The sequence below is a fragment of the Inquilinus sp. OTU3971 genome (genome assembly GCF_038440215.1).
Map to the genome: position 1 here is coordinate 1 of NZ_JASATH010000175.1, position 17,508 is coordinate 17,508.

The following is a 17,508-nucleotide window of genomic DNA, read 5'->3' on the forward strand; positions in this document are numbered from 1 at the left end:
CAAACCGCCGGCCCCCTCGGCCGCCCGGGCCGGGGGGCGCCCCAACTCCCCGTGGGCGCCCTTCGCCGACCGGGGCGCTGCGGTGCGCCGGGAGAGGCGGGGGAGCCGCCGGGACCCGTCCCGGCTGATCCCAACCGGATCCCGACCACCGCAACCCGCCGTCCCCGACCGGCGGGTTTTTTCTTGCCGGCCGCCCTGCCCCCCGAAGGACCTCAGACCATGAGCCAGCCCGCCCTCGACCCGCAGGCCCACCAGGCAACGACCGAGCCCCGGATTCGCCGGGCCATTGCCGCCGACGCCGACGCCGTCCGGACGCTGACCCGCGCCGCCTATGCCAAATGGGTGCCGGTGATCGGCCGCGAGCCGAAGCCGATGACTGTCGACTACGACCAGGCCGTGCGCGAGCACCGGATCGATCTGCTGCTCGAGGGCGACGACCTGGTGGCGCTGATCGAGATCATCGACCGCGGCGACCACCTGCTGATCAAGAACCTGGCGGTGGCGCCCGAGGCCCAGCGCCGCGGCCACGGCCGGCGCCTGCTGGCCCATGCCGAGGCGCTGGCGGCGGAGCTGGGGCGGCCGCTGCTGCGGCTGTACACCAATCCGCGCTTCGCCGGGAATGTCGACCTCTACGCCCGCGCCGGCTTCGCGGTGGACCGGGAGGAGCCGTTCCTGGAAGGCACCACCGTCTATATGAGCAAGCCGGTGCCGTTGGACCGGCCGGGATTGTCGGGTTGAGGAACGCAAAGCCCCAGCCTGGTCCCCGATGAAAAATACGAAGGACGATAAAATGCCTGTCATGGAACCAGACTGGGACTTAAATCTTAGAATCGATTACCTATAGGCGCAAGACGAAAGCTTTTGTCCTACTTAAGCGTGCAACTAACGAGCGCAAAAGTTCCCGAGACTGTGATCGATCTTACGGCCGGTCGCCGCCCCGGGGAACGAGCCCGGGGCGACGCGGCTGCGGTCAGTCCCGCCGCGCCATATAGGCGGCGAAAGCGTCCTTGTGGTCGCGGTGCCAGCGCGACAGGGCGGGGCGGTTGCGGATGATGTCCTCCGCCGCCCAGCGGATGCGCTTCTCGTCCATCGTCCGGGTGACGTCGTTGTCCGGGCAGAGGATGTAGAAGTCGCCGCGGCCGAGGCCGTCGAGCATGAACTCCACCACCTGCTCCGCGCTCCAGGCCGCCGCCGGCTTCTCGGTGGCGCCGCGGGCGGTGATGCCAGTGAAGGTGTAGCCCGGGATCAGGAGATGCGCGGTGACGCGGCAGCCCTCGGTCTCGCGCAGCGCATGCGCCAGCCCCTCGGTCAGCACCTTCACCCCGGCCTTGGAGACGTTGTAGGCGGTGTCGCCCGGAGGGGTGGTGATGCCCTGCTTCGAGCCGGTGTTGACGATCAGCCCGTCGCCGCCCCGCTCGATCATGACCGGGGCGAAGACCTGCACGCCATGAATCACGCCGTAGAGGTTGACGTCGAGCAGCCGGCGCCAGCGGTCGTAATTCTCCCACGGGCCGCCGCCCTGGCCGATGCCTGCATTGTTCATCAGCACCGCGACCTCGCCGAAGGCCGAGAGGGCGGCGTCGCGCAGCGCCTCGACCTGCTCGTGCCGCGACACGTCGGTCGGCACGGCACGGATGTCCGGGGCGCCGCCGGCGGCGAGCTCCGCCACCTCGCCGGCAGCGCGGTCAAGCGCCTCGCCGGGCAGGTCGGCGAGCACGACCTTGAGGCCGATCGAGGCGAAGCGCTTGGCGGCGGCGAGGCCGATGCCGCCGGCGGCACCGGTGACGACGGCGACGCGGCCGGCCCGGATCGCGGGATGGGTGGGCATGGAAGACTCCTTGGAGATGACCCGGGGGTCGACGGCCGGGGGATCGAGGGCCGGGTGGCCGGCCTCAGTGATCTGGGTCGGCCGGGCCCGGCCGGCAAGCGGGGGGAGCCTACTCCCGGGCGCCGTTGCGGATCGCTTCGTGGTGGCGGATCACCTCGGCGACGATGAAGGCCAGGAACTTCTCGGCGAAGTCCGGGTCGAGATGCGAGTCCTCGGCCAGCCGGCGCAGCCGCGCGATCTGCGCCGCCTCGCGGCCCGGATCGGCCGGCGGCAGGCCGACCGTGGCCTTCAGCCGCCCGACCTTCTGGGTGCATTTGAAGCGCTCGGCCAGCAGATGCACGAGGGCCGCGTCGATGTTGTCGATGCTGCTGCGCAGCTCCGCCAGCTCGGGCGGGATGGCGGGCGTGGCCTGTGGCTTCGTGTCGGCGTTCTGGTCCATCGGGTCACCTGGCTCCGGAAAGGTCCGACCATACGGCAGCCATTCCGCCCGGCCAAGCCGGCAGCCCAAGGCTGCGGCAAAGCGGCGGATTCCGCTTGCGCAGGGCGCCGCGGTCGCGGAGAGAGGCCGGATGCCCGATGCGCCCGCCCCGGTTCCGCTGGATCGCACCGCCTTCGCCGCGGATGCGCCGAGCGTCGCCCGCGCCCTGATCGGCACGACCCTGCTGGTGGACGGCGTCGGCGGCGTGGTGGTCGAGACCGAGGCCTATGATCGCAAGGACCCGGCATCGCACGCCTTCGCCGGGCCGACCCCACGCAACGCCCCGATGTTCGGGCCGGTCGGCCACGCCTATGTCTACCGGTCCTACGGGCTGCACTGGTGCCTGAACCTGGTGTGCGACGCCACCCAGCCGGGCAGCGCCGTGCTGATCCGGGCGATCGCGCCGGCCGAGAGGATCGAGATCATGCGGACACGGCGCGGGCTGGACGCGCTGCGCCTGCTGTGCGCGGGCCCCGGACGGCTGGCCCAGGCGCTGGCCGTCACCGGGGCGATGACCGGACTGCCGCTGCACGAGCCGCCCTTCCGGCTGCTGCCGCGCACCGAGGCGGAACCGGCGATCGCGGTCGGGCCGCGCATCGGCCTCACCCGGGGCGTCGACACGCCCTGGCGCTTCGGCCTGGCTGGATCGCCCTTCCTCAGCCGTCCGTTCCGCTGAGAGGCCGGGACAGGGCCCCTGCCCCGGCCTGGACCGCTCAGAGGTTGAAGTCGATGTGGCCGAACAGGCCGCCGAGCACGCTGCCCAGCGCGTCGCCGACGCCATCGGCCACATGGCCGACCGCCTCACCCACGCCGCCGACGACGTCGCCGACGGCCGACTGCGTGCCCTCGAGCACCGAACCGACGGCCGAGGTGGCGCCACCGACCACGTCGCCCAGCGCGTCGCCGACGACCGCGCCGACACCGCTCACCACGCCGCCGACGATCTCGCCGGTCTCGCCCACCGCCGTGCCGACCGTGCTGCCGACGCCGGCGACCGCGCCGCCCATCACATCGCCGACATCGTGCAATACGCCGCCGAGAAGGCCGGTCAGATCAAGGATACCGCTCATGAACGTCTCCTGTGTGAAGGAAGGATTTCTGATTACCGCCGCCAGGACCCCGACTTCGCCAAACGACCTCGACCAGGTGAGATTCTTCTTCGAACATGGAAAGAATCTATCCGGCAAAATCCGGCGATCCTGGCATCGGGCCGGTCGATTTGCAGAAATCGGCCGACAGAACTCATTCCTACCACTCAGATGTCGCAAGTATACCTGCTATGTTATGCAGATTGACTGACATCAAACGTCCACGAATCGAGATTTCCGTCGCCGTGACGCGATTTCATCCGGTTCGGGGATGGAGCAGTCTGGCCGGGCGCTGGGACGGGATGCCGCGGCGGCTTGCCGCAGCCGGTGCGCCATACAACCTTATGCGAATCTTCTTTGCGGTATCCGCCGAATAGAAATACGATGAGCCCAATCGTCGTGACTTAATGCGACCCAGAAAAACCCAATAATAACAAATAAAATTATCAAGAAAGGGGGAACCCCTGGTAGAGCACGATGCGGGGTGAGGGGCAAATGGATCAAATTTTTCAGAATTTCATCCTACACCTCCCGGCCATCGGTCGGCTGGGGGTGGGAGATCTGTTGGAGCAGACGGTCCGGGGGTATGGGCTGAGACACTTTGCCTATGTCAGCTTCCCGTCGGGGGAAGACGACATGCCGCTGATGCTGACGACCTATCCCGCGGACTGGGTCGAACGCTACGGCGAGCACCGCTACGACCGCATCGATCCGGTGATCGCGCGCGCGGTCGGCACCATGCTGCCCTTCAACTGGACGATCGAGTCGCTGAAATCGCCGCGGCAGCCGATCTCGCGGCGGCTGAAATGCTTCCTGGACGAGGCGGCGGAGGCCGGCATCCGGCGCGGCGTGACCATCCCGATCCATGACCGCCAGGGCCGTGCGTCCAGCCTGACTCTGGCCGAGTTCGGCACCGAGCCGGATTTCCAGGGCTGCATCGACCGGCACCAGCATGCGCTGCACCTGGTCGCGCTGCATCTGCATGCCCGGCTGCGCCAGGATGAGCGGCCCGAGCCCGAGACGCGGCCGGCGCTGACGCCGCGGGAGATCGACTGCCTGCAATGGGCGGCCAAGGGCAAGAGCGCGTCCGATATCGCCGAGATCATGAGCATCAGCCGCCGCACCGTGGTGTTCCACACCGAGAATGCGAAGCAGAAATTCGGTGTCGCAACACTGTCACAAGCGATCGCCAGAGGGATGATGCATGACATCATCATCTGCGCCTGAGCGAAACCTGTAAACCTATACAGCTCCCGACAGCTTTCGATTCGAACGAAGCTTCGCGCGGTTAGAACTCATTGAGCTGTGGTGCCAGGCTGACACCCGTCTGACTTGTGTCAGCCTGGCCCGGCGGAGCGAGGCGGCGTGGGGATCGCGATCGTTACCGAAGGCACCGGCCGCGGCAGCGCCGCCGGGCCTCGAAGGATTTCAAATCGAGTCCTTGCGCCAATTTGTGCCGGCCATGCTGCCGCGCGTGGGCATCGGGGAGCCTGGATATGAGCAGCGTTTTCGACAATCCGGAGGGCCGCTTCCACGTCCTGGTCAACGACGAGGGGCAGCATTCGCTGTGGCCTGCCTTCATCCCGGTCCCGGCCGGCTGGACTGCGGTGCTGCGCGACGCCGCCCGCCCGTCCTGCCAGGACCATATCGACAGCCATTGGACCGATCTGCGACCGGCATCGCTGGCCGGTCGGTGACCACCGCCTGCGGACGGCCTCCCTTTTTATTCTGCGAGCGAGTTGAGCCATGGACAGCATCGATTTCGGCAGCGCTTCACTGCCCCTGACGACGGCCCAGACCGGCATGTGGCTGGCGCAGAAGTTCATGCCCGAGATCGAGTTCAACCTCGCCGAGGCGATCGAGATCCACGGCCCGCTCGACGCCGGCCTGATGCAGGCGGCGCTGCGGCAGCTGACGCGGGAGGCCGAGGCGCTGCGCATCCGCTTCGTCGAGGGCGGCGATGGCCCGCGGCAGGTGATCCGGCGCGAATACGAAGGCGACATCCCGTTCATCGATTTCAGCGCCGAGCCGGACCCGCGGGACGCCGCCGGCCGCTGGATGAAGGCGGACTACGCCCGGCCGCTCGACCCGCTGACCGACGAGCTGTGGTACTCCGCCGTGCTCAAGATCGCGGACGAATCCTTCATCTGGTACCACCGCGTCCACCATTTGCTGATGGACGGCCTGTCCGGCGGGCTGTGCACCCGCCGCGTCGCCGAGCTGTACACCGCCCTGGTCGAGGATCGGCCGCCGAGCGACGCCACCGCGTTCGGCTCGCTGGCCGAGGTGCTGGCGGAGGAGGCGTCCTATCGCGGCTCCGACCGCTTCGTCCGCGACCGCGACTACTGGATGGAGCGCTTCGCCGACACGCCGTCGCCGATCACGCTGTCGCACCGCCGGCTGGCATCCGGCGACCTGCTGCGCGACCGGTCCTTCATGGAGCCGGGCCTGGTGGCGTCCCTGCGCGCCCTGGCGCAGTCCATCGGCGCCAGCCTGCCGCAGATCCTGATCGCCCTGACCACCACCTATCTCTACCGCATGACCGGGGCCGAGGACCTGATCGTCGGCCTCACCGTCACCGCGCGGGCCAATGCCCGGATGCGGCGCACCCCGGCGATGCTGGCCAACGCCGTGCCGCTGCGGCTGCGGATGGACCCGGCGCTGACCATGCAGGACGTGATCCGCCAGGTCGGCACCGAGGTCCGCCAGTGCCTGCGGCACCAGCAGTACCGCTACGAGGACATGCGGCGCGACCTGAACCTGCTGCCCAACAACCAGCAGCTGTTCACGATGCTGGTCAACATCGAGCCCTTCGACTACGACCTGCGCTTCGGCGGCCTGCCGATGACGCCGCAGAACCTGTCGAACGGGTCGACCAACAATCTCGGGGTCTTCATCTACGACCGCGGTGACGACAAGGGCCTGTGCATCGACCTGGACGCCAATTCGGCGCTGTACACGGCCGAGGAGCTGGCCGGCCACCGCGAGCGCCTGCTGCGCCTGGTCCGTTCGGTCGTCGCCGACCCCGGCCGGTCGATCGGCGGGATCGACCTCCTGGCCCCGGAGGAGCGGCAGCGGCTGCTGGTGGATTGGAACCGGACCGACCGGCCGGTCGAGCCGGACACGCTGACCGCGCTGCTTGACGCCCAGGCCCGGACGGCGCCGGCCGCGACCGCACTGGTGTTCGAGCGGGACGAGCTGAGCTATGCCGAGCTCGACGCCCGCGCCAACCGCCTGGCCCGGCTGCTGGCCGCGCGCGGCGCCGGGCCGGAGCGGATCGTCGCCGTGGCGCTGCCGCGGTCGGTCGAGCTGGTCGTCGGCCTGCTCGCGATCCTCAAGAGCGGCGCCGCCTATCTGCCGATCGACCCCGACTATCCGCTGGACCGCATCGCCTTCATGCTCGGCGACGCCCGGCCGGTCACGGTGGTGACCAACCGGGACTTCGCCTGGGTGGTGCCGGACGATGCCGACTGCCTGGTGCTCGACACGGCGGAGGTGGGGGCCGAGCTGGCCGCGGCCGACCCGTCCGGCCTTGAGGCCGTCAGGCTGTCGCCGCTGCATCCCGCCTATGTGATCTACACCTCGGGCTCGACCGGCCGGCCGAAGGGCGTTGCCGTGTCGCACGGCGCCATCGTCAACCGGCTGCGCTGGATGCAGGCCGAATACGGCCTGACGGCCGATGACCGGGTGCTGCAGAAGACGCCGTCCGGCTTCGACGTCTCGGTCTGGGAGTTCTTCTGGCCGCTGATCCAGGGCGCCGCCCTGGTGGTGGCCCGGCCCGGCGGGCACCGCGACCCGGCCTATCTGGCCCGGCTGATCCGCGACGAGCGGATCACCACCCTCCATTTCGTCCCCTCGATGCTGCGCGCCTTCCTGCAGGAGCCGGAAGCGGCCGGCTGCACCGGGCTGCGGCGCGTCTTCTGCAGCGGCGAGGCCTTGCCCGAGGACCTGCAGACCCAGTTCCACGCGACGCTGGCGGTGCCGCTGCACAACCTGTACGGGCCGACGGAGGCCGCGGTCGACGTGACCTATTGGGAGTGCCGCCGCGACGCCGAGCCCGGCCCGGTGCCGCTGGGGCGGCCGATCTGGAACACCCAGCTCTACGTGCTCGACCCCGGGCTGCAGCCGGTCCCGGTCGGCGTCAGCGGCGAGCTGTACCTGGCCGGGGCCAACCTCGCCCGCGGCTACATCAACCGGTCGATGCTGACGGCCGAGCGCTTCGTCGCCAACCCCTACGGCCCGCCCGGCAGCCGGATGTACCGCACCGGCGACCTGGTGCGCTGGCGGGCCGACGGCACCCTCGACTTCCTCGGGCGCATCGACCACCAGGTCAAGCTGCGCGGCTTCCGCATCGAGCTGGGCGAGATCGAGGCGGCGCTGATCCGCAGCGATACCGTGGTCCAGGCGGCGGTGGTCGCCCGCGAGGACCGGTCGGGCGACCCGTATCTGGCCGCCTATGTGGTGCTCGAGCCCGGCGCGATGCTGGAGCCGGCGGCGCTGCGGCACGATCTGGCGCTGCGGCTGCCCGACTACATGGTGCCGGCCACCTTCACCGCGCTGGACGCCCTGCCGCTGACCCCGAGCGGCAAGCTGGATCGCAAGGCGCTGCCGGCGCCGGAGCGGCAGTCCTCCGCCGGCTACGTCGCGCCGCGGACGCCGACCGAGGCGACCCTGGCGGCGATCTGGGCCGAGACCTTCGGGCTGGAGCGGGTCGGCGTCGAGGACAATTTCTTCGAGCTCGGCGGCCATTCCATGCTGGTGGCGCAGCTGATCGGCCGGGTGAAAGCCACCTTCGCCGTCGACCTGCCGCTGGCCATGGTGTTCGAGGTCTCGACCATCGCCGGCCTCGCCGGCAAGGTCGACCAGGCCCTCGGCGACGGCCTCGCCGCCGCCTCGCTCGACCTCGCCGCCGACGCCCGCCTCGACGACGGGATCCAGCCGCAGGCGACGCTGCCGCCGGTCGAATTCGAGCAGGCATTCCTGACCGGCGCCACCGGCTTCGTCGGCAGCCAGATCCTCGCCACGCTGCTGCGCGACACCGACGCCCGCATCGTCTGCCTGGTGCGGGCGATGAGCCGGGGCGCGGCCCGGACCCGGCTGCGCCGGACCCTGGCGGAGCGCGGCCTGTCCGAGCTGTGGGACGAGCACCGCATCGAGATCCTGATGGGCGATATGGGCGAGCCGGATCTCGGCCTCGGCGAGCACGAGATCGCCGTCATCCGCGACGAGTGCGACGCCATCTTCCACTGCGGCGCGATGATCGACTTCCTGCAGGGCTATGCCGCCCTCAAGGGGCCCAATGTCGACGCGGTGCGGACGCTGATCGGCTGGACCGCGACCGGCCGGCCGAAGGCCCTGCACTATGTCTCGACCCAGTCGGTGATCGACCCGGCCAGCGGCCCGGTGCTGATCACCGAGGCGTCGGCGCTGGAGAGCTGGCGCGGGCTGGTCGGCGGCTACAGCCAGAGCAAATGGGTCGGCGACACGCTGGTGCGGCAGGCCCAGGCGCGCGGCCTGCCGGTGGCGGTGTATCGGCTGGGCACCGTCACCGGCGACCGCCTCTCCGCGCTGTGCAACGACCGCGACATGATCTGGCGGGTGGTGCGGGCCTCGGCCGGCCTCGGCGCCGTCCCCGACATCCACCTGCCGATGACCCCGGCTGACGACATCGCCGACGCGATGCTGCGGCTGGCGCGCAGCGACAAGCCTTGGGGCGGCGTCTACCACCTGGTCAGCCAGGGCACCGTCCATCTGCGCGACATGGTGCCGATCCTCCGGCGGCTGGGGCTGCAGATCGAGCTGCTGCCGCTGGCGCCCTGGCTGGAGCAGGCGCAGCTGAACCGGCTCGACAGCCGCGACCACGATCTCGCCACCGTGCTCTCGATCTTCGGCGAATACGATACGTCGCTGGCCCTGCCGACCCTGTCCTTCGACGCCACCCATGCGCGGCTGGCGGAGGTCGGCGGCACCATCCCGCCGGTCGGGCTGGACCTGATCGAGCGCTACCTGCGCAACCTGAAGATCGTGGACCCGGTCGAGGCGAACGAAGCCTGGATGCCGGAGCCGACCCCCGTCGCCGCCGAGTGACCTGCAGCAAGGCCGGGCGGCACAGCGCCGCCCGGCGGAAGGACCGATATGGCCCGTTTCATCGTCGCCGCGACCGCCCTGCCGGGGCACGTCTCGCCGTTGCTCGGGATCGCGCATCATCTTGTCGGCCTGGGCCACGAGGTCGTCGTGCACACCGCCAGCCCGTTCCGGGAGAAGGCCGAGGCGACCGGGGCGCGCTTCGCCCCGTTCCGCAGCGAGATCGATCTCGATTACCGCCGGGTCGACGAGCATTTCCCGGATTACCGCGAGGCGCAGCCCGGCCCCGAGAAGATGATGGTCGGGCTGAAGCACTTCGTCTGCGACGCGATGATCGGCCAGAAGGCCGGGCTGGAGGAGATCCTGAGCGGCTTCCCGGCCGACGCCATCCTGGGCGACACGGTCTTCGCCGGTGCCGTGCCGATGCTGCTGGGCCCGCGCGAGGCGCGGCCGGCGGTGGTCACGCTCGGCATCACCGCGCTGGCCGCCACCAGCGTCGACACCGCCTTTTTCGGTTCGGGGCTGCCGCCCTCCTCGACTCCGGAGGGCCGGGCCCGCAACATCGCCATGCACCGGACCATGCAGACCCTATGCGCCGGCATGCAGCAGGGGTTCGACAAGGCGCTGGCGTCGATCGGCTGCCCGCCGCTGCCGGAATTCATGTTCGACAGCTTCATCATCCTGCCCGACTTCTACCTGCAGCTGACCGGCGAATCCTTCGAGTATCCGCGCAGCGACCTGCCGGAGACGGTGCGCTTCGTCGGCCCCCTGCTGGCGCCGCCGACCAAGGCCTTCCAGGCGCCCGGCTGGTGGGGCGAGCTGGACGGCGGCCGGCCGGTGGTGCTGGCCACCCAGGGCACGCTGGCAAACGAGGATTTCGGCCAGCTGATCGGCCCGGCCCTGACCGGGCTTGCCGGCGAGGACGCGCTGGTCATCGCCACCACCGGCGGCCCGCCGGTCGAGACGATTCCGGTGCCGATCCCGGCGAATGCCCGCGCCGAGCGCTTCGTGCCCTATGATCGGCTGTTGCCCAAGGTCGACGTGTTGGTCACCAATGGCGGCTATGGCTCGGTCAACTACGCCCTCAGCCTCGGCGTCCCGATCGTGGTGGCGGGGGACACCGAGGAGAAGCCGGAGATCGCGGCCCGCGTGGCCTGGAGCGGGGCCGGGATCAATCTCGGCACCGGCCAGCCGCGGCCGGAGCAGCTGCGCGACGCGGTCCGCACCGTCCTGTCCGACCCGCGCTACCGCCGCCGGGCCCAGGCGCTGCAGGCCGATTTCGCGCGCCACGACGCCCGCCGGGAAATCGCCGCAATCCTGGAGGATCTGGTCCCCCGTCAAGAGCGCCGCAAATCGGCCTGAGCGGGAGATCCGGTAATGAATGGTGTTCGCCTCCCCTGGCGTTCCCACCGCCTCGGCCTCCTGGCTCTGGCGGTAATCGGCCTTTCGGTGGTGGCCGGCGGCTGGCGCATCCTGGCCTCCGACCGAGTCGGACAGCCGTCCGGCGATCCCGCCACCCCGGCCCCGGTGACCACAATCGCCCGGGCCGAGCTGCACGAGGTGGTCGACACCCTGGCCGTGACCGGCACGCTGATGGCGCGCGAGGAGGTGCTGGTCGGGGCCGAGGTCGACGGCCTGCGCATCGTCACGATCGACGCCGATGTCGGCGACCGGGTCGGCGCTGGCCAGGTGCTGGCCCGACTGGACCACGCCCAGCTGGACACTCAGCTGGCCCAGAGCGACGCCAACATCGCCAAGGCCGAGGCCGCGATCCAGCAGGCCCAGGCCTCGATCGCCGAAGCCCAGGCCTCGGCCATCCAGTCCCAGGCCTCGCTGGAGCGGACCCAGACGCTGCGCGGCAACGGCAACGCCTCGGCCGAGCAGCTGCTGGCGCGGCAGACCGAGGTCAAGGTCGCCGAGGCCCGCATCGCCTCGGCCCAGCAGACCGCCCACTCGGCCGTGGCCGACAAGGCGCTGGCTCAGGCGCAGCGGGACGATGTCGCGCTGCGCATCGCCCGGTCCGAGATCAAGGCGCCGGTGGCCGGCGTGGTGTCGGAACGACAGGCCCGGATCGGCGCCGTGGTCGGGATGTCGAGCCAGCCGCTGTTCCGGTTGATCCGCGACGGCGAGGTCGAGTTCCGGGCCGAGGTGACCGAGACCGGCATGCCGCGGGTCGCCATCGGCCAGTCCGTCGAGCTGCAGCTGACCGGCTTCGACCGGCCGGTGCGCGGCACGGTGCGGCTGGTCGACCCGACGGTCGACGCCACCAGCCGGCTCGGGCGCGTCGCCGTCACCCTGCCGGCCGAGCCCGGGCTGCGCCCCGGCGTCTTCGCCCAAGGGTCGATCGAGACCGGCCGCCGAAAGGCGCTGACCGTGCCGCTGTCGGCGGTGTTCTTCAGCGCCGACGGCGCCTATGTCCAGGCCGTCCGCGACGGCAACGTGATCGACCGCCGCCCGGTCGAGACCGGCTTCGTCGGCGACGGAAGGGTGGAGATCCGCCGCGGCCTGGCCGAGGGCGAGGCGGTGGTGCTGCGCGCCGGCAGCTTCCTGCGCTCCGGCGACCGCATCGCCCCGGTGTCGCCGCCGGTCGCCGCCGCGGCGGCGGGGTAGACCATGGCGCTGAACATCTCGGCCTGGTCGATCCGCAAGCCGATCCCGCCGCTGGTGCTGTTCGCGGTGCTGATCGTGATCGGCCTGGTCAGCTTCCGGTCGCTGCCGGTCACCCAGATGCCGAATATCGACGTGCCGGTGGTGACCGTCACCATCGCCCAGGCCGGCGCGGCGCCGAGCGAGCTGGAGACCCAGGTGGCCCGGCCGGTCGAGGACGCCATCGCCGGACTGACCGGGGTCAAGCACGTCACCTCCGCCTTGTCCGACGGCGTCGCCGTCGCCATGGTCGAGTTCGTGCTGGAGACGCCGACCGACCGGGCGGTGAACGACGTGCGCGACGCCGTGGCCAAGATCCGCTCCACCCTGCCGCAGAGCATCGAGGAGCCGGTGATCCAGCGCATCGATGTCGCCGGGCTGCCGATCCTGACCTATGCCGCCTCGATCCCGGGCATGAGCGTCGACCAGCTGTCCTGGTTCGTCGACGACACGGTGGTGCGGGCGATGCAGGGTGTGCCGGGGATCGCCCAGGTCAAGCGCATCGGCGGCGTCGACCGCGAGATCCGGGTCGATCTGCGGCCGGACCGGCTGGCGGCGCTGGGCATCACCGCGTCCGAGGTCAACGACCAGCTGCGCACCAGCAATATCGACCTGGCCGGCGGCCGCGGCACGGTCGGCGTGCAGGAGCAGTCGATCCGGACCCTGGCAGGGGCGGCGACGGTGGAGGATCTGGCGCAGCGCCGTATTGCCCTGTCCGGCGGCCGTCAGGCGCTGCTGCAGGACCTGGCCACCGTGACCGATGGCGGGGCCGAGCCGCGCAGCTTCGCCCGGGTCGACGGCAAGCCGGTGGTCGCCTTCAGCCTGTACCGGTCCAAGGGCTTCTCCGACGTCGTCGTCGGCGACGCCGCGGCGGCGCGGCTGCAGCAGCTGACAGTGGAGCACCCGGAGCTGTCGATCAGCGAAATCGACAACCTGGTGCGCTACACCCGCGCCGATTACGACATGACCATGGAGACGCTGATCGAAGGCGCCATCCTGGCCGTCATCGTCGTCTTCCTGTTCCTGCGCGACATCCGGGCGACGATCATCTCCGCCCTCGCCATCCCGCTGTCGGTGCTGCCGACCTTCGCGGTGATGGAGGCGCTGGGCTTCTCGCTGAACTCGATCAGCCTGCTGGCGATCACGCTGGCGACCGGCATCCTGGTCGACGACGCCATCGTCGAGATCGAGAACATCGTCCGCCACATGCGCATGGGCAAGTCGGCCTACCGCGCCGCGATCCAGGCGGCGGACGAGATCGGCCTGGCCGTGGTCGCCACCACCATGACCATCGTCGCGGTGTTCCTGCCGGTCAGCTTCATGGGCGGCATCGCCGGCCAGTACTTCAAGCAATTCGGCATCACCGTCGCCGTGGCCGTCACCTTCTCGCTCCTGGTGGCGCGACTGGTGACGCCGCTGATGGCGGCCTATCTGATGCGCGACAAAGGCCATGAGGAGGAGCGCGACGGCCGGGTGATGCGCGCCTATCTGCGGCTGCTGGACTGGTCGATCCGGCACCGCGGCCGCACCATCGCGGCCGGCCTCGGCATCTTCGTCGCCTCGGCCGCGCTGGCCAGCCTGTTCCCGACCGGCCTCCTGCCGAACAACGACATCTCCCGCTCCTCGCTCTCGATCGAGCTGCCGCCCGGATCGACCTTGGAGGACACTCAGGCCGTGGCCGACCGCCTGGCCACCCTGTTCCGGGCCCAGCCGGAGGTGAAGAGCGTCTATGCCGTGGTCGGCGGCGACGGCGCGAACCCGCTCGACGTCGCCGGCGGCGAGGTGCGCAAGGCGACCATCGTCGCCACCCTGGTGCCGCGGGCCGGGCGCAGCCTGGACCAGAAGGCGTGGGAGAGCGCGATGCGGCCGAAGGTCGCCGCCGAGCCCGACCTGCGCTTCAGCTTCAGCGCCGGCGGGGCGCGGGAATATACGCTCCTGCTCTCGGGCAATGATTCCGAGACGCTGGTGCAGGCGTCGCTCGACATCGAGCGCGAGATCCGCGAGCAGGTGCCGGTGCTGGCCAATGTCGTCTCCACCGCCGCGATCGACCGGCCCGAGATCCGCATCGTGCCGCGCCTGGCCGAGGCCGCGGCGCTGGGCGTCTCGGTGGCGCAGATCGCCGAGACGGTGCGGATCGCGACGCTGGGCGACATCTCGGCCAACCTCGCCAAGTTCTCCTCCGGCGACCGGCAGGTGCCGATCCGGGTGCAGATCGCCGAGAACGCCCGCGGCAAGCTGGCGACCTTCGAGACGCTGCGGGTGCCGACCGCGACCGGCAGCAAGGTGCCGCTGACCTCGGTCGCCCATATCGGCTTCGGCGAGGGCGCCACCACCATCGACCGCTACGACCGCCAGCGCCGTGTCTCGATCGAAGGCGACCTGGTCGGCAAGACGCCGCTGGGCGAGGCGATGGCCGCGGTGCTGGCCCTGCCCTCGGTCCGCAACCTGCCGCCCGGCGTCAGCATCCGGCCCTTCGGCGACGCCGAGATCATGCAGGAGGTGTTCTCCGGCTTTACCCTGGCGATGGGCGCCGGGGTGCTGCTGGTGCTGGCCGTGCTGGTGCTGCTGTTCGCCGACATCGCCCAGCCGGTCACCATCCTGGTGTCGCTGCCGCTGTCGATCGGCGGCGCCTTCCTGGCGCTGCTGGTGACCGGCTATCCGATCAGCCTGCCGGTGGTGATCGGCATCCTGATGCTGCTGGGCATCGTCACCAAGAACGCGATCCTGTTGGTCGATTTCGCGATCGAGGCGATCGCCGCCGGCACCGGCCGCACCGAGGCGCTGATCGAGGCCGGCCGCAAGCGCGCCCGGCCGGTGGTGATGACCACCCTGGCGATGATCGCCGGCATGGTGCCCTCGGCGATCGGCTGGGGCGAGGGGGGCGCTTTCCGCTCGCCGATGGCCTCGGTGGTGATCGGCGGGCTGATCACCTCGACCGTGCTGAGCCTGGTGTTCGTGCCGGCGGTGTTCACCGTGCTGGACGACCTGAACCGGCTGTTCGGCCGCGTCTTCGGCCGCTTCATCGGCGCCCGCGACGAGCCGGAGCCGGCCGCGCCGCCGGCGGAGTAGGTGAAACCAAATGACAACGCTTGGCGCAGTGGTTGTGCTATTTCACCCGACGGCAGAACAAATCGCACGGGTCGTCAAGTTGCGCAGACACTGCGACGACCTTGTCGTCGTGGACAATACACCGCAACCCGACAGTCAACTGGCAATATCGTTCGAAGCACACGACATCACTTTTATCAATGAAGGCAATAGAAACGGCATCGCTGGAGCCCACAATCGCGGATTGAAGATTCAGTTCGAGCGGGGCGCGGACGCAGTTGCCCTTATCGATCAAGACTCGGTGATGCCAGATAACTACTTTCCAGTGATGCGCGAAATTTGCACCACGCTGGCGTCACAGCCTTTCATGGTGGGACCCCGAATTTTCGAAGAAGCCATTCAAGAATATGTCCCCGTGCTGGAAACCAACGGCATCGCCGTGCGACAGCTTGACGTGCGTGAAGATACCGGCATGCAGCGTTGTGCAACTCTGATCTCCTCCGGCTGCGTGATCTCACGCGCGGCCTTTGCGAAGATTGGCTCGTTCGACGAGAAGCTCTTTATTGATTGCGTTGACACTGAATATTGTTTCAGGGCGCGCGCCTGCGGCGTCCCGGTGTACGTCACCCCGGCGCTGACGCTGTCTCATCGGATCGGGGATCTGCGCCGCCATAAGCTAGGTCCATACAAGACGATAACGCTGAATCACCCCTGGTACCGGCGCTATTACAACGCTCGCAACAGCGTTCAGCTTTTATTACGACATGGAAGGCGATATCCAGTTATATTTCTGCTGAATTTGTTCACCTTGAGGGAAGTCTTTTACATTGCGTTTCTTGAGAACGCCAAGCTCGCCAAGCTTATCGGTATATTGCTGGGAGTTGTGGACGGGCTGTCCGGCCGCCTTGGGCCAATCGAGCATACACGTCCGCGATTGGCCGCGCGCTTTGCGAATGGGGCCGGTCGACGACGGCTCGAGCCGAGACTGGGTCAAGGAAGGCGTGGTTAGATGCAGATGACCAGCCCGCCCCCGCGCCGACCGGGCCGCGCCGCGGTCGCCTTCGTGTTCGTCACCATCCTGCTCGACACCCTCGCGCTCGGCGTGATGGCGCCGGTCCTGCCCAGGCTGATCGTCGAGTTCGAGGGCGGCGACATGGAGCGGGCGGCGTTGATCACCGGGCTGTTCGGCCTGGCCTGGGCGGCGATGCAGTTTCTGGCCTCGCCGGTGCTGGGCGCGCTGTCCGACCGGTTCGGGCGGCGGCCGGTGATCCTGCTGTCCAATCTCGGCCTCGGCCTCGACTACGTGCTGATGGCGCTGGCACCGAACCTGACCTGGCTGCTGATCGGGCGGCTGGTCTCCGGCATCAGTTCCGCCAGCGCCTCGACCGTCGCCGCCTACGTCGCCGACGTGACGCCGCCGGAGCAGCGCGCCGCCAAGTTCGGGCTGCTCGGCGCCGCCTTCGGCTTCGGCTTCATCGCCGGACCGGCGCTGGGCGGGCTCCTGGCCGGCATCGATCCCAGGCTGCCGTTCTGGGCCGCGGCGGCACTCAGCCTCGCCAACGCCGCCTACGGCCTGCTGGTCCTGCCGGAATCGCTGTCGCCGGAGCGGCGCGCCCGCTTCTCCTGGACCGGTGCCAGCCCCCTCGGCGCCATGGCGCTGCTGCGCTCATCCCCGGCACTGCTCGGCCTGGCCGGCGCGGCCTTCCTGATGATTCTGGCACAAGAATCCATACCCAGCATTTACGTGCTCTACACCATCCATCGCTTCGGCTGGGACGATGCGGCGGTCGGGCTGTCGCTGGCGGCGGCCGGCGCCGGGGCGATCGTGGTGTCGATGGCCCTGACCGGCCCGGCCGTGGCCCGGCTGGGCGAGCGCCGGACAATGGCCGTGGGGCTGGTCTTCGGTGTTGCCGGCTTCGCCCTGTTCGCCCTGGCCCCGACCGGCTGGCTGTTCCTGGCGGCAATCCCGCTGCTCTCGCTATGGGCCCTGACCGGGCCGGCACTGCAGGCGCTGATGTCGCGCCGGGTCGGGGCCGACGAGCAGGGACGTCTGCAGGGGGCGCTGGCGGGGCTGCGCGGCATCACCGGCATGATCGGCCCGGTGCTGTTCACCCAGAGCTTCGCGCTCGGCATCGCGCCAACGGCGGGCCTGGATTCGCCCGGCCTGCCCTACGGCCTGGCGGCGGCGCTTCTGGCGTTGGCCCTGGCGCTGGCTTGGCGGATCACCCGGGTGGAGGACGTCCGGTCGGATGCGGAGCCGGCCCTGCCGCCGGCGGAATAGCAGCCGCCGTGGGGGGGGGGGGGGGGGGGGGGGGGGGGGGGGCGCCGGGCGGGGC

The 17,508-nt window shown here is 69.9% G+C and carries 13 protein-coding genes; 10 read left to right on the forward strand and 3 right to left on the reverse strand.

Annotated elements, in window-relative coordinates; all coding sequences use genetic code 11:
- Positions 1–219 precede the first annotated feature (219 nt).
- Positions 220–738 (forward strand): GNAT family N-acetyltransferase, encoded by a 519-nt coding sequence (locus tag AAHM41_RS31465; protein ID WP_342240581.1) that lies wholly within the window; start codon positions 220–222, stop codon positions 736–738.
- Positions 739–970: 232 nt separating this feature from the next.
- On the opposite strand, the gene AAHM41_RS31470 is transcribed toward AAHM41_RS31465, so the two are convergent.
- Complete coding sequence (locus tag AAHM41_RS31470; protein ID WP_342240582.1) at positions 971–1,828, reverse strand: SDR family NAD(P)-dependent oxidoreductase; 858 nt, start codon at positions 1,826–1,828, stop codon at positions 971–973.
- Between the two features lie 109 nt (positions 1,829–1,937).
- Positions 1,938–2,267 (reverse strand): chorismate mutase, encoded by a 330-nt coding sequence (locus AAHM41_RS31475; protein WP_342240583.1) that lies wholly within the window; start codon positions 2,265–2,267, stop codon positions 1,938–1,940.
- Between the two features lie 130 nt (positions 2,268–2,397).
- Between AAHM41_RS31475 and AAHM41_RS31480 the strand changes: the two genes are divergently transcribed.
- On the forward strand, positions 2,398–2,982 hold the full coding sequence (locus tag AAHM41_RS31480; protein WP_342240584.1) for a DNA-3-methyladenine glycosylase: 585 nt from the start codon (positions 2,398–2,400) through the stop codon (positions 2,980–2,982).
- Positions 2,983–3,019: 37 nt separating this feature from the next.
- On the opposite strand, the gene AAHM41_RS31485 is transcribed toward AAHM41_RS31480, so the two are convergent.
- Positions 3,020–3,376, reverse strand: a complete 357-nt coding sequence (locus AAHM41_RS31485; RefSeq protein WP_342240585.1) for a hypothetical protein — start codon at positions 3,374–3,376, stop codon at positions 3,020–3,022.
- Positions 3,377–3,889: 513 nt separating this feature from the next.
- Here AAHM41_RS31485 and AAHM41_RS31490 point away from each other — a divergent pair.
- The 8 genes from AAHM41_RS31490 (at position 3,890) to AAHM41_RS31525 (ending at position 17,453) form a co-directional block, all read left to right on the forward strand.
- On the forward strand, positions 3,890–4,621 hold the full coding sequence (locus AAHM41_RS31490; protein ID WP_342240586.1) for a helix-turn-helix transcriptional regulator: 732 nt from the start codon (positions 3,890–3,892) through the stop codon (positions 4,619–4,621).
- 269 nt (positions 4,622–4,890) lie between these two features.
- Entirely contained in the window at positions 4,891–5,091 is a 201-nt protein-coding gene (locus AAHM41_RS31495; protein ID WP_342240587.1) for an MbtH family protein, read from the forward strand.
- A gap of 49 nt (positions 5,092–5,140) precedes the next feature.
- The gene (locus AAHM41_RS31500; RefSeq protein WP_342240588.1) at positions 5,141–9,481 is read left to right on the forward strand and encodes an amino acid adenylation domain-containing protein; all 4,341 of its coding nucleotides are present in this window, start codon (positions 5,141–5,143) and stop codon (positions 9,479–9,481) included.
- Positions 9,482–9,529: 48 nt separating this feature from the next.
- Positions 9,530–10,840 (forward strand): glycosyltransferase, encoded by a 1,311-nt coding sequence (locus AAHM41_RS31505; RefSeq protein WP_342240589.1) that lies wholly within the window; start codon positions 9,530–9,532, stop codon positions 10,838–10,840.
- A gap of 15 nt (positions 10,841–10,855) precedes the next feature.
- Positions 10,856–12,088 (forward strand): efflux RND transporter periplasmic adaptor subunit, encoded by a 1,233-nt coding sequence (locus AAHM41_RS31510; RefSeq protein ID WP_342240590.1) that lies wholly within the window; start codon positions 10,856–10,858, stop codon positions 12,086–12,088.
- 3 nt (positions 12,089–12,091) lie between these two features.
- Positions 12,092–15,193, forward strand: a complete 3,102-nt coding sequence (locus tag AAHM41_RS31515; RefSeq protein ID WP_342240591.1) for an efflux RND transporter permease subunit — start codon at positions 12,092–12,094, stop codon at positions 15,191–15,193.
- A gap of 10 nt (positions 15,194–15,203) precedes the next feature.
- Complete coding sequence (locus tag AAHM41_RS31520; protein WP_342240592.1) at positions 15,204–16,181, forward strand: glycosyltransferase family 2 protein; 978 nt, start codon at positions 15,204–15,206, stop codon at positions 16,179–16,181.
- 6 nt (positions 16,182–16,187) lie between these two features.
- Positions 16,188–17,453, forward strand: coding sequence for a TCR/Tet family MFS transporter (locus tag AAHM41_RS31525; RefSeq protein ID WP_342240593.1), 1,266 nt, complete (start codon positions 16,188–16,190; stop codon positions 17,451–17,453).
- Positions 17,454–17,508: the final 55 nt, after the last annotated feature.

What these genes read in the sequence shown, in the direction of transcription:
- AAHM41_RS31490 (WP_342240586.1), top strand. Translation starts at nt 3,890, where the DNA reads ATGGATCAAATTTTTCAGAATTTCATCCTACACCTCCCGGCCATCGGT.
- AAHM41_RS31465 (WP_342240581.1), top strand. Translation starts at nt 220, where the DNA reads ATGAGCCAGCCCGCCCTCGACCCGCAGGCCCACCAGGCAACGACCGAG.
- AAHM41_RS31480 (WP_342240584.1), top strand. Translation starts at nt 2,398, where the DNA reads ATGCCCGATGCGCCCGCCCCGGTTCCGCTGGATCGCACCGCCTTCGCC.
- AAHM41_RS31475 (WP_342240583.1), bottom strand. Translation starts at nt 2,267, where the DNA reads ATGGACCAGAACGCCGACACGAAGCCACAGGCCACGCCCGCCATCCCG.
- AAHM41_RS31495 (WP_342240587.1), top strand. Translation starts at nt 4,891, where the DNA reads ATGAGCAGCGTTTTCGACAATCCGGAGGGCCGCTTCCACGTCCTGGTC.
- AAHM41_RS31525 (WP_342240593.1), top strand. Translation starts at nt 16,188, where the DNA reads ATGACCAGCCCGCCCCCGCGCCGACCGGGCCGCGCCGCGGTCGCCTTC.
- AAHM41_RS31510 (WP_342240590.1), top strand. Translation starts at nt 10,856, where the DNA reads ATGAATGGTGTTCGCCTCCCCTGGCGTTCCCACCGCCTCGGCCTCCTG.
- AAHM41_RS31500 (WP_342240588.1), top strand. Translation starts at nt 5,141, where the DNA reads ATGGACAGCATCGATTTCGGCAGCGCTTCACTGCCCCTGACGACGGCC.
- AAHM41_RS31485 (WP_342240585.1), bottom strand. Translation starts at nt 3,376, where the DNA reads ATGAGCGGTATCCTTGATCTGACCGGCCTTCTCGGCGGCGTATTGCAC.
- AAHM41_RS31520 (WP_342240592.1), top strand. Translation starts at nt 15,204, where the DNA reads ATGACAACGCTTGGCGCAGTGGTTGTGCTATTTCACCCGACGGCAGAA.
- AAHM41_RS31515 (WP_342240591.1), top strand. Translation starts at nt 12,092, where the DNA reads ATGGCGCTGAACATCTCGGCCTGGTCGATCCGCAAGCCGATCCCGCCG.
- AAHM41_RS31470 (WP_342240582.1), bottom strand. Translation starts at nt 1,828, where the DNA reads ATGCCCACCCATCCCGCGATCCGGGCCGGCCGCGTCGCCGTCGTCACC.
- AAHM41_RS31505 (WP_342240589.1), top strand. Translation starts at nt 9,530, where the DNA reads ATGGCCCGTTTCATCGTCGCCGCGACCGCCCTGCCGGGGCACGTCTCG.